We start from the raw sequence: 12,209 nt of genomic DNA, 5'->3' as shown, positions 1-12,209 counted from the left end.
CTTACGCTCATTTGCACCTACTTGGTGAAAAAGCAGTTATGTCTGCGCCACGCATAAAAAAAGCAGCTAAGTAAATGTTACTTAACTGCTTTGTGAGTATGATTTGGTAAACTTTATAACTGATATTAGGCTATCACCACTGCTACCTAAACGATTAACGATAACTTTAAAACGTGCTGTAAATTTAGGTAAAAAGCAATACCGAGTCAGTATACTTACTACGACTTATACAAACTTTGTAGTTAAGAAATAAGAAGTCCTTTTCTGAGATCCATAAGGGGAAACTGGTTATTTATATTCAAAAAAATCGTTTTCAGTTAGGCCATTTTGCGCGCTTACTGGTAGATGCTGCTTAGCGGCTTGTACGTCACTAGGTTGATTAACCTCAGCACTATTATTTTTAGATGGCTCTAATTCAGCATTCGCTAATACCATTGACGATGAAACCACAGTGGCAGCAACTAAGAGTGTTTTTAGCTTTTTCATAATGTAATCCTTCAGCGTAATCCAGCTAACTAATAACCTAGCTGGTATAAATTTGCTCTGTGGTGCTTGCTAGTCACATCCTTGTTATTCTTTTTAATAGGCTCCCTTGCCTATTTAGGTTGTCTTGGGCAACTCAGAATTTAGCTAAACCACAGAGCATTAATTGTTTACGCTTGTGAAAACTCAGCCTTCGACAGCTCATTGTTTCCATCAGTATCCAACTGCGTAAATTGTTTCATTAAATCGGCATCTACCGATGCTTCTGCTTGGCTAATTGCGCCATTGCCATCAACATCTAAAGTGTCAAAGTCGGTACCTGCAAAAGCAGTGCTAGATGATGCAAATGCCATTACGGCCAGGATTGAATTTAACGTTTTCATAAAATACTCCTTCACTCTACGTTATATATAGGGTGCCCTGTGTATTACACTGTCCTTGTTATTCTTTATAGTAAGCTCCCTTGCCTACTTAGGTTGTCTTTGGCAACTCAGAATTAACGTGTCACTGGGCGTTAACTTCTCAAAGCACTCACTTATGCTTTGTCGAACTCACTCTTAGATAGTTCACCGTTTTTGTCAGTATCAAGTTTTGTAAACTGACTCATTAGTTCAGCATCAGCAGATGCTTCTAATGGGCTTAATGCGCCACTGCCATCTTTATCGAGTGTGTCAAAATCTGTTACTGCAAAAGCCGCTGATGAAGAGGCTAAAGCCATTAATACCAATGTTGATTGTGCCTTTTTCATAATGAAATCCTTCATAGGGTTAGGTGATTTAGCCATATGGCCTTGATCACGTTTTGCTTAATACAACCTAGTATTACAACTTCAATGCCAGATTGAATTAAACATTTAAAATCAACAACTTAAACATTAAAATTAATAATCATGCCCTTTTGGCCAACTAATTTTGTTGCTCTTTAGCAACAGCGCGTTACACCAATTGAAATATACACAGTAAATCAGTTACTTATAAATAATTAAAAAGACACATTTAGGGGAGCAGCTATCTAAAAGTACAAATTTGATGGTTTTGAGAATAAACTGAATCTGAACAGAAAAATAAATGAGGTTACAAGGGCGAACTTTAAAAACCTAAAACACTGAAAATAATACACTTTTAAATTATTTTAAAAATATTTATAAATAATTTTAATAGCAAATTAAAAAAATAGGATTTTGTTGCCAAATGGCGAATTAACTTTAAGGTGTAGCGCTTTAAAGGAGGGATTTAAAACCGTGTTCGCTATTAACACTATGGAAGTTTTGAGCTGTGCGCCTTTATAAATGCTAAGGCCACCGATAAATGCCTTTACTCAGTGGCCCTAGGGCGTGTTGAACTTTGCGGATTGAAATTTGTTCAATCTAGGGGCGATCAAATCGCGGCGCGAGGTTTGTAACCTAGTGGGCTCGATAACTGCTCCTGCGTTATTCTAATGACTTACATCCATGTAAGAATAAGTAAAAACCGAGCAAAGCTTCCGCGTCCTGCTCACGCCCCTTACCTACATCCATGTAGGCAACAAAGAGTTTATCGCCCCTAGGCAGAACCCAAAGGGCAGCGCATGTTTGGCATTTATGCTACGTTATCGCCTATTTATGGGGAATAACCACACTTCATAGGCTCTGCCTTGCCTAAAAACCAAACATACTGCTGCAAATTCAAACGCCAAAGGTCTACACGCCCTAGTTATACAAAAAATAAAAAGTTGAATCGATAGAGGCTATTTCCAACCTTGTTGCCATTTTTGAGTGTCTTTTAAATCGCGCCAACTAATTGGGTATTGGTTTTTAGAAAATACTGACTCGGTAATACATTCAATTACATTACCCTCTTCATCGTATTCAACTTCGACAATAATAAAGTGTTTTTCTTTATTAATTGCTGGTGTGGCGGTCCATTTACTATTGAGTAATTTTTTAGGGTTTAATTTATTCATAACTTTAAATAATCGTTTTTTTAATAATACGGCCTAACCCACTGTTTAGCTCAACATAAAATTAGGTCGTATTAATATTATTTCACCAGCGTACTGGTTACTCCGCGATTAACTTACCTTTATACATTTTCATTTGGCAATGAAAGTCGTATTCACCTGTTTTAAGCTCAGGCAAAGTGATTTTATTACTCCCCATTGCAAGGCTTTCACTTACATCAAGCTGCGGGAACACCACCGTTTCTGCGCACGGTGCGCTATCTTTTCTATCAAATGTAAATGTGACTTTTTTATTGGCCGCCACTTTTATATGACTTGGTTGATAAACGCCATTATTTACCACTATGGTTTGCGTATTATCATTACTGTGTATTTGCTTTGGCTTATAAAGCCAAAACCAATAAATAATAGCCACTATTAATACTGCACCAAGTAAATTTATCATCAACATTATTAACTCCTTAGCGCTTATTCGGTTTATAAAAACGTAAGCGATTGGCATTGGTGACTACTGTCAGTGATGAAAGCGCCATAGCTGCGCCCGCCACTACTGGGTTTAGTAGCACACCAATAAACGGATACAGCACACCGGCTGCAATAGGAATACCCGCAACGTTATAAATAAAGGCACCAAACAAGTTTTGTTTAATGTTTTTAATTGTTGCGCTGCTAATGGCAATAGCATCGGCAAGGCCATGTAGTGAGCCACGCATTAAGGTAATATCGGCGCTTTCTATGGCTACATCTGTACCTGTGCCAATTGCAAAACCGACATCTGCTTTAGCAAGCGCGGGGGCATCATTGATCCCATCTCCCGTCATACCTACAATTTCGCCTTGCTGCTGGCGTTTACTCACTTCGTTTACCTTATCCTCTGGCAACACCTCTGCAATAAAATCATCAATACCGACTTTTTTAGCCACAGCGTGTGCAGTCGCCTTATTATCGCCAGTTAGCATTACTAGATGAATACCTTTATTTTGCAGGCGCTTAATTGCCTGTACTGAGTCTTCTTTTAGCGGATCCGCCACCGCGATTAAGGCCATTAGTTGATTATTACAGGCAAAGTACATCGGGGTTTTTGCATCATTTGCAAAGGTATGTGCTTGCTCAGTGGCGTCATCAACTGCAATCTTGTATTTATCCATAAGCGCTTTATTGCCAAATAACACTGTTTGCCCATTCACCACTCCACTTACACCTTTACCGGTAATCGCATCAAAGTCGGTAACTTTACTCAAGGTTACGTTTTGTTTTTTAGCGTACTGTGTAATCGCCTCTGCAAGAGGATGCTCAGAGCTATTCTCTAGGCTTGCAACTAATCGCATTAAGTTATTTTCATCTGCGTTATTAAACGTGACAACATCTGTTACCTGTGGTGCACCTTGGGTGATAGTGCCGGTTTTATCTAAAATCATGGTGGTAATTTTAGAGGTAGTTTGCAGTGACTCGCCATTGCGAATTAATATGCCAAACTCGGCGGCTTTACCAATCCCCACCATTACCGACATAGGCGTTGCTAAACCCAACGCACATGGGCATGCAATAATCAGCACGGTGGTTAATGCTACCACCGCATAAGCAATGGAAGGCGCTGGGCCAAAATTTAGCCATGCAAGGGCTGCTAGAATCGCAATTATCATTACTGTGGGCACAAATATGCCCGATATAACATCGGCTAACCGCCCTATTGAAGGCTTAGAGTTTTGCGCGCGTTTTACCATATTAATAATGTTGGCAAGGGTTGTTTCTTGGCCTATATGTGTGGCTTCAAATAATAATGTGCCGCTTTTATTAATGCTGCCTGCAACTACTTTATCGCCAGCTTGCTTACTCACTGGCATAGGCTCTCCCGTGAGCATAGACTCATCTAGTCTGCTGCTACCTTCGAGCACATCACCATCTACCGGGATTTTTTCGCCTGGGCGTACCCGTACATGGTCGCCCTTTTCAACATCACTTATGTCTATATCTTGCTCTTTGCCGTCGCGTATTATACGGGCTGTTTTTGCTTGTAGCCCAATTAAACGCTTAATGGCCTGCGAAGTACGCCCACGCGCTTTCACTTCAAAAGCCAGGCCTAAACTAATTAACCCGATTATCATTGAAGAAGCTTCAAAATAAACGTGCCTTGCAACCTCAGGTAGTAAGCTAGGCGCAAGTACAACACACATTGAATATAACCACGCAGTGCCCGTTCCCAAAGCAATAAGCGTATCCATGTTAGCACCATGATTTTTAAATGATTGCCATGCGCCTTTATAAAATTGCTTACCTGCTACAGCCATAACCATAAACGTGATAATACCAACCACACCCCAAGCTATACGCTGGTTAGTGGTTGTCACGCTCATATCAAAAATAAGCCCATAAATCATAAGCGGCACGCCAACACCTAAAGCTAGCAGCATGTTGCGCATTAGCTTTTTATAATGTGCCTCGTCTGACTTGGCTTTTTCATCAAGCGCATCTTGCTCTGATGTGTTATCCATAGGTTTTGCGCCGTAACCTATATTTTCAACGGCGCTAATTAATGTACTTTGCTGCGCACTGCCCTCTACGCGTACGGTGCGATCAGCAAAGTTCATTTCTACATTGTTTGCGCCTTGCACACTATTGAGGGCTTTTTCTATTTTGGCAACACAACTGCCACAATTTGCACCTTCAATAATAAAGTTTTGCTCTGTTGTTTTACTGCTACTCATTGCATATCTCCGCTTTTATTTGGCTCAACAAGTGGGTCAACAAACGTCTCTATTAAGCTACACACATCACTTGCAACAGCGCCATCAGCTGATGTTTCCCACTGTTTTAACGCCGCTTGCATACGCACTCGTAATTTAAGGGTTTCTTGAAACAAGGCTTCGGTTTCTTCTAAACGTTTTGCAATAATTTGCCGCGTAAGTGGGCATGGGCAGTGCCCTTGCTCTGACTCACCAATGATATGTTGTATATCTTTGAGGGAAAACCCGAGCTTTCGGGCGCTTATAATAAACTGTAAACGTTGGCGGTCTGCTTTTGTATATTCTTGATAGCCGTTACTTTGGCTACGTATGGGCGTTAAAAGGCCTATTCGTGTGTAGTGACGAACTGTATCAGGCGTTACACCCATTAATTCAGCTAATTGCTTAACGTACATAATTTAGCCCCTTTAATGTTTAGAGCTCAATTGTAAACCTATGTGTGACACACAGGTCAAGAGAGGGGAGCATTAAAGCATAACTTAAATTTACTGGAGCTGATAAAATAAAAGCGCGCTAATGAGCGCGCTTAAAAAGAGGCAGAGCAGAGAGGTTAATTTTCTTGTTGGCGAGAGGCTTTTAACTCTTCACTTAGTTCACCCGCTATTTCTTGAATTTTTGGCATTGCATCTTGCACTAAGCTTTGCGACATTTGCATAGACTCTTGCATTACTACAGGCATTTTTTCGAGAATTTTTTGCCCTGTTTCAGTTTTATAAAACGCCAGCATGTCGGCAATTTCTTGCTCGTTAAAATGTTTGTCGTATACGTTAACCATCATCGGCTGCATTTTTTTCCAGCTCATTTCGGTTTTAAGTACGTTGGTCATATCTGCGTAGTATTTATCAAAAATAGCTTGCTCAGAGGGCTTAACACCCATTTGCGCAGACATGTTTTTCATCATGCCCTCAACTTGCCCGTACATAGAGTCAACCATAGCATCCATGTTCATTACGTTAATTAGCTCATCTATTTTTTGCTGCTTAGTTGCTTCGTCAGCCAATACGCTGCCAGAAAATATAAGTAACGAAAGTAATAGTGCCTTAGCCATTGTTATGTCCTTAAATATAAAAAGTAAGACCATATTCACATGATTAATACTAATCTGCAATAATACTTAATTAAGCGAAATGGTATAAATATCCTATGGCTAATCGTCTTCTACGTTATCAAGCCCTTTAGTGCCTTCTTTAGCTTTAAGCTTATGATGAATTGCTGATTTTATTAACATATAGCCACTAATAGGGGCAGTAATTAATAAAAACACGGTGATCAATATTTCTTTAACACTAAAACCTTGCCCAGAATTAGCAAAAAACACCATTGCCGCAATAAGTATGCTGGCCATGCCTAAAGTTGTTGCCTTAGTTGGTCCATGCAAACGCATGTAAAAGTCAGGCAATTTAATTAACCCTAATGAACCAATTAAAATAAACAGCCCGCCAAACAATAATAATATAGATACAACCCATTCGCTTATCATTAAAAAATCCTATTCAATTATATCGCCACGTAGCAAATACTTACATACAGCAACAGTACTAATAAAACCGAGCATAGCTATTAGTAATGCAGCTTCAAAGTACAAACCAGTACCCATACTAATACTGTACAAAATAATTAATGCTATAACATTAATATACATAGTATCGAGTGCCAAAATACGGTCCGGCACCGACGGACCAATAATAAGTCGCCATAAATTTAGTAATAGCGATAAGCCAATCATAGAAAAAACAATGAGTAATACAGTATCTAGCATTGAAAAATCTCCTTTAGGGGAGCTTCGTAGCGTTGTTTAATTTGTTTAATAAGTGCCTCTTCATCTTTTAAATCAAGCACATGTATAAGTAAATAACGCTGTTTAGGCTTTTCGCCTTCGCCCAGTGACTCAGGAATAGGATATACCTCGGCACTTACTGTACCAGGTGTAAGAGATACACAACTGGCAAGAATTGTAATGGGCATATCGTGTATTAAATCTATTGGCACTTTAACAAAAGCAGGACGTAACTTTTTAGCTGGACCAACTATTAATAAGGCGACCTGTAAATTAGCAATGACTATATCGTAAAGTACAATGAGTAGTTGTTTTAATGCTAAACCTGGCTTTAGTATTAAGGGTTGCGGGTCGCGTAATGAAACACTTAATAACGGTATAAATATCGCAAAAAACGTAGCTAATACTATATGCCCTGCTGATACACTATTATTGAGCAACAACCAAATTAAAAATAAAAACAAACTACGAAACGGCGTTGGCAACCAACGATAACGGGCTTGTAACCTCATTACTTACCTCCCTGCATGACTGCGTTAATGCCACCACTTATATCATGCAATTGCGTAGCAGCGCTGACCATGTATTCGCTTATTGGCCCGCCAAAAACAACTAACAAAGGTGAGCACGCAAGTAGCCCTACAATTATCATCACCTGTAATGGGTGGGCATTTTCGCCCTCGGCGCTTTCTACTTTATTACCTTTTCTTTCCCAAAACATACTTGTGCCAGCACGAGAAAGTGCAACTAATAAAACAAAGCTAGCAATTAAATAGACAGGCCAAAAAAGTAAGGCTTGCTCGCTATTTAAGGTTGTTTTGAGGATCCAAACTTTTCCAACAAACCCCGATAGCGGCGGCATACCTACCACGGTTAATGCCGCAATGACAAAACATGCCCCTAGTAAATAAGGTTGGTTTACGGCTCGCCCGGCAACAAGTCTATCCCCTACTTTGCCCCTTTGTGTGGCAATTAAATCAGCTAATAAAAATAGTGCAGCACTGACTAATGTGGAGTGTACTAAATAATAAAGCAGTGCAGCTGTTGCCGTTACGTTTTGCAGTGCAATTAGAGCGACTAACGTCCCTACTGATACAACAACTAAATTTGCCGTTAACTTACGTAAATCTTGCGCAGCCATTACGCCAATTGCACCAACTACTATAGTAGCAATGGCTAAGCCCCATAACCACGATTGCGCCATATGTTCAAGCTCACCGGCTTGCTCACCAAAAATAACGGTATAAACGCGCAGCATGGCGTATACCCCCACTTTGGTCATAATAGCAAATAAAGCGGCAACCACAGGCTTTGCACTGGCATAAGTATTTGGTAGCCACAAGTGCAAAGGGAGCAATGCGGCTTTTAAAGCAAATACAACTAACAGCAGTAAGCCGCCAGCCTTTGCCAAATAGACGTCATCGCCTGTTAACAAGGCAACTTTTTGCGTCATATCAGCAATGTTTAATGTACCCAGCACGCCGTATAAAATACCTAAACCAATTAAAAATACGCTCGATCCAACCAAATTTAATATTACGTATTGGAGGGCTGCACGGGTATTTTGTTTATCTCCGGCATGCATAAGTAGTGAATATGAGGCAATCAACAGCACCTCAAAAAATACAAATACATTAAATAAGTCACCGGTTAAAAATGCCCCATTAACACCTAATATTAAAAAATGAACTAATGGATGAAAAAAGTTTCCTTTTGCATCATCGCCCGCACAACCATATAAAACGACTCCCATTCCTAAAAAGGATGTAAGTGCAACCAATAAAGTAGAAAGCATATCGGCAACCAGCACTATGCCAAAAGGAGCAGACCAATTACCAATAGCGTATACATTAATACCACTGTTATATACTTGGATTAACAGCAATGCACTGACAATAAATGTGATCACCGCCATAACTGATGAGGCAATACGGCGAATACGTAAACTTTTACCACAGGGTGGCAAAAGCAGTATTACCGCTGCCAGCATAGGTAATAAAATAGGCAAAGAGGTTAAATGTTGAATCATTTTTGCTCCTTGCTATCGGCTGCGCTTTTGATGATTTGCCCATCGACATGGTCGCTACCTAAATCAGCTCTACCACGTATAGCTAAAATAACCACAAACGCAGTCATAGCAAACCCTATTACTATTGCAGTAAGTACTAGTGCTTGCGGTAAAGGATCGGCATATTCAGCCCCTGTACCAAGCACAACTGCTTTATTTATGGTTAAGCGACCCGCAGAAAACAAAAATAAGTTAACGGCATAGGAAATCATAGTAAGCCCAAGCACTACCGGAAACGTACGGGCTCTTAGCAGCAAAAACACACCGCAACTAACTAATACACCAACGCAAGATGCGTACAATAGCTCCATTAAATATTTACCTCTTTTTTCTGGGTATCTGCTGTCATGTTGCCAAGGCTTGCTAATATCATTAACGTGGCTCCAACTACGGTTAAATAAACGCCCAAATCAAACACAATTGCACTTGCAAGCTCTGTTTTGCCGATAAATGGGATATCGAAATAATCAAACCACGTAGTTAAAAACGGTCTATCAAAGAACCAACTACCAACCCCAGTAAACAAGGCAATACCGATACCTGATGCAATAATTTTCCGGTAGTTGACTGCAAACCGCTCGCTTATCCAAGCTGAACCATGAGCCATGTACTGCAATATAAAAGCAATTGATGTTACTAAACCTGCAATAAAGCCACCGCCAGGTAAGTTATGTCCACGTAAGAAAATATAAGCCGACACTAATAAGGCAAGTGGTAATAAGCTATGCGAAATACTGGCAAGTAGTATAGGATGGCGTTCGCGTGCCCATGGGCGCCCTTCGCCATCACTTGCAGGCATAAACAATGGAATACGAGAAAGCACTTTAAATATACCCAACGCTGCAATACCCAATACGGTAATTTCGCCTAGCGTGTCAAAGCCCCTAAAATCAACCAAAATAACGTTTACTACATTGGTACCGCCACCACCTGTTTTGGCATTGGCTATGAAAAAATCTGATATCGACTCGAGTGGGCGTGTAAGTAATGCATAACATATACTTGCCACTACAATACCCAGTGTTGAGGCGATTCCTAAATCTCTCAGTACTCTTAACGAGCTAGACTCTTTAGGCGTATGTTGTGGTAAGAAAAACAACGCCAACATTAATAAAATAACGGTTGCTACTTCTACCGTTAATTGCGTAAGCGCTAAGTCGGGCGCAGAAAAACGAGTAAATGCCACCGACACCATGAGCCCTACAATAGAAATCATTAGTAACGCAACTACACGAGAGCGATGCCAAATTACGGTGGCTAATGCACCTATAATTAATAAGCCAGCGCCAATTGCGTTGTGAACATCAACAGGTGTGCTCGCCATCGTGCCAGCTAATGCTTGCATTTCAAATAAAGGCCAGCCCGCACATAACAATACAACACCTAGCATAATCACCAAGTAGCGCTGCAAGGAACCATTTTCGATATGATTAATTTTTGATTGGCACCAAGAAATAACGGATAACACCGCTCGCTCAAATGTTTTTTTAGCATTAAAAGGCGGTAAAGATGCCTGAAATTGAAATAAGTATTTGCGGTTAATGTAAATAAATAACCCGCCAGCTACTGCCATTGCACTCATGAGTAATGGCAGGTTAAACCCATGCCATAAAGCCACTACATACTCCGGCATTGCTTTACCAAGCACAGCCGAAGAAGCAGCCGATAAAATGCCCCCAACAATAAAGTGCGGGAAAATACCAACAAGTAAACAAATGACAACTAATATCTCTATTGGAACGCGCATATAGCGCGGCGGCTCATGTGGTGTTTTTGGTAAATCGATTGGGTCACCGTTAAAAAATACATCGTGTATAAAGCGTGCCGAATAAGCGACTGAAAATGCGCCTGCAATTGTTGCCAGCACAGGAATGAGCCACGACATAGAGCCAAGCACTTGCTGATGTAAAGTTTCGGCAAAAAACATTTCTTTAGACAAAAAGCCATTAAGCAATGGTACACCTGCCATCGAGGCTGCCGCGACCATTGCAAGGGTCGCGGTATAGGGTAAAAATCGCCACATGCCATTTAGTTTTCGCATATCACGCGTACCGGTTTCATGATCAATGATACCGGTTGCCATAAATAAAGACGCTTTAAAGGTAGCATGGTTAATAATATGAAAAATAGCGGCCACGGTCGCAAGTTCTGTATCAAGGCCTAACAACAAGGTAATTAAGCCCAAATGGCTGATGGTAGAATAGGCCAGCAACCCTTTTAAATCGTGTTTAAATAACGCGATATAAGCACCCGTTAATAGCGTAGTTAACCCGGTTAAACCGACTAAAATAAACCACGTATCGGTGCCCGATAACGCAGGGTAAAAACGCGCAAGTAAAAAGATACCTGCTTTAACCATAGTGGCCGAGTGTAAATAGGCACTAACAGGCGTAGGGGCAGCCATTGCGTGCGGCAACCAAAAATGAAACGGAAATTGTGCAGACTTTGTAAATGCCCCTAGCAACACAAGTACTAACGCAACCTCGTATAAATCGTGAGACTGGATAATAGCTTTGCTCGCTAAAATAGTATCAAGGTTATAACTTCCTACAATATCACCAAGTAAAATTAACCCTGCAAGTAACGCTAACCCTCCGGCTCCGGTAACTGCAAGTGCCATACGCGCACCTTTTCGGGCTTCAGATTTTTGCCACCAAAAACTAATCAGTAAAAATGAGCTTATACTGGTTAATTCCCAAAACAACCATAGCTGAATAACGTTATTCGACATAACAATACCCAACATGGCCGTCATAAATAACATTAAGTAGCTATAAAGCTTTGGCATTGAATCATTAGCACTTAAGTAGTAACGCGTATACAAAATAACAAGTAAACCTATGCCCAAAATCATGAACATAAACAGTAAACTAAGACCATCTAAGCGAAGAGATAAATCAAGTCCCAGTGTGGGGATCCACGACAATGTATAACGAATTGTTTCGCCCGCTAAAACCGCAGGTGCATGGTAAAGTGTAATTCCCAACGCAGCCAAAGGAGCAAGGGCTGTTAAACCCGCGCTTTGGTTTCGCGTTAGTTTACCTGTGCATGCAGAAATAACACTGCCAATTAAGGATAACAAGGGTATCCAGAGCAAAGTCATAATGTAGGGCCTTTTATTATCATAAGTTTATCAGGGCATCCCTTTTTTGGTGACTTAAAGATGCTTTTACTACCTGTTTTTAAACGACATTAATAC

General features: G+C 40.5%; 14 protein-coding genes. All 14 read right to left on the bottom strand.

The window, feature by feature from the left end:
- Positions 1-288: 288 nt before the first annotated feature.
- Positions 289-486, bottom strand: coding sequence for a hypothetical protein (locus WDB87_RS10990; RefSeq protein ID WP_286246571.1), 198 nt, complete (start codon positions 484-486; stop codon positions 289-291).
- 167 nt (positions 487-653) lie between these two features.
- On the bottom strand, positions 654-866 hold the full coding sequence (locus tag WDB87_RS10985) for a calmodulin (RefSeq protein ID WP_286246570.1): 213 nt from the start codon (positions 864-866) through the stop codon (positions 654-656).
- 152 nt (positions 867-1,018) lie between these two features.
- The gene (locus tag WDB87_RS10980; protein ID WP_286246569.1) at positions 1,019-1,231 is read right to left on the bottom strand and encodes a calmodulin; all 213 of its coding nucleotides are present in this window, start codon (positions 1,229-1,231) and stop codon (positions 1,019-1,021) included.
- 977 nt (positions 1,232-2,208) lie between these two features.
- Positions 2,209-2,424 carry a TIGR02450 family Trp-rich protein gene (locus WDB87_RS10975; RefSeq protein WP_337849886.1) on the bottom strand — a complete coding sequence of 72 codons (216 nt, stop codon included), beginning with the start codon at positions 2,422-2,424 and terminating at the stop codon, positions 2,209-2,211.
- Positions 2,425-2,521: 97 nt separating this feature from the next.
- Positions 2,522-2,872 carry a cupredoxin domain-containing protein gene (locus WDB87_RS10970; protein ID WP_337849885.1) on the bottom strand — a complete coding sequence of 117 codons (351 nt, stop codon included), beginning with the start codon at positions 2,870-2,872 and terminating at the stop codon, positions 2,522-2,524.
- Positions 2,873-2,882: 10 nt separating this feature from the next.
- Positions 2,883-5,126 carry a heavy metal translocating P-type ATPase gene (locus WDB87_RS10965; protein ID WP_337849884.1) on the bottom strand — a complete coding sequence of 748 codons (2,244 nt, stop codon included), beginning with the start codon at positions 5,124-5,126 and terminating at the stop codon, positions 2,883-2,885.
- Positions 5,123-5,560, bottom strand: coding sequence for a MerR family transcriptional regulator (locus tag WDB87_RS10960; RefSeq protein WP_337849883.1), 438 nt, complete (start codon positions 5,558-5,560; stop codon positions 5,123-5,125). The genes WDB87_RS10965 and WDB87_RS10960 overlap by 4 nt, the downstream gene beginning before the upstream one ends.
- Positions 5,561-5,715: 155 nt before the next feature.
- Positions 5,716-6,213 (bottom strand): DUF2059 domain-containing protein, encoded by a 498-nt coding sequence (locus tag WDB87_RS10955; RefSeq protein WP_286246561.1) that lies wholly within the window; start codon positions 6,211-6,213, stop codon positions 5,716-5,718.
- A 99-nt stretch (positions 6,214-6,312) separates the two neighbouring features.
- Positions 6,313-6,645, bottom strand: a complete 333-nt coding sequence (locus WDB87_RS10950; protein ID WP_286246559.1) for a Na+/H+ antiporter subunit G — start codon at positions 6,643-6,645, stop codon at positions 6,313-6,315.
- A 9-nt stretch (positions 6,646-6,654) separates the two neighbouring features.
- Positions 6,655-6,924, bottom strand: coding sequence for a K+/H+ antiporter subunit F (locus WDB87_RS10945; RefSeq protein ID WP_013464545.1), 270 nt, complete (start codon positions 6,922-6,924; stop codon positions 6,655-6,657).
- Positions 6,918-7,454, bottom strand: a complete 537-nt coding sequence (locus WDB87_RS10940; RefSeq protein ID WP_286246557.1) for a Na+/H+ antiporter subunit E — start codon at positions 7,452-7,454, stop codon at positions 6,918-6,920. The genes WDB87_RS10945 and WDB87_RS10940 overlap by 7 nt, the downstream gene beginning before the upstream one ends.
- Complete coding sequence (locus WDB87_RS10935) at positions 7,454-8,971, bottom strand: monovalent cation/H+ antiporter subunit D (RefSeq protein ID WP_337849882.1); 1,518 nt, start codon at positions 8,969-8,971, stop codon at positions 7,454-7,456. The genes WDB87_RS10940 and WDB87_RS10935 overlap by 1 nt, the downstream gene beginning before the upstream one ends.
- Positions 8,968-9,321 (bottom strand): Na+/H+ antiporter subunit C, encoded by a 354-nt coding sequence (locus tag WDB87_RS10930; protein ID WP_004585893.1) that lies wholly within the window; start codon positions 9,319-9,321, stop codon positions 8,968-8,970. The genes WDB87_RS10935 and WDB87_RS10930 overlap by 4 nt, the downstream gene beginning before the upstream one ends.
- Positions 9,321-12,113, bottom strand: coding sequence for a monovalent cation/H+ antiporter subunit A (locus tag WDB87_RS10925; RefSeq protein WP_286246554.1), 2,793 nt, complete (start codon positions 12,111-12,113; stop codon positions 9,321-9,323). The genes WDB87_RS10930 and WDB87_RS10925 overlap by 1 nt, the downstream gene beginning before the upstream one ends.
- Between the last annotated feature and the right edge of the window lie 96 nt (positions 12,114-12,209).

Source organism: Pseudoalteromonas sp. C12FD-1 (assembly GCF_037414265.1).
Lineage (GTDB): Bacteria > Pseudomonadota > Gammaproteobacteria > Enterobacterales > Alteromonadaceae > Pseudoalteromonas.
The sequence above is the reverse complement of the archived record's forward strand: the minus strand, read 5'-3'. Positions and strand labels throughout refer to the sequence as shown.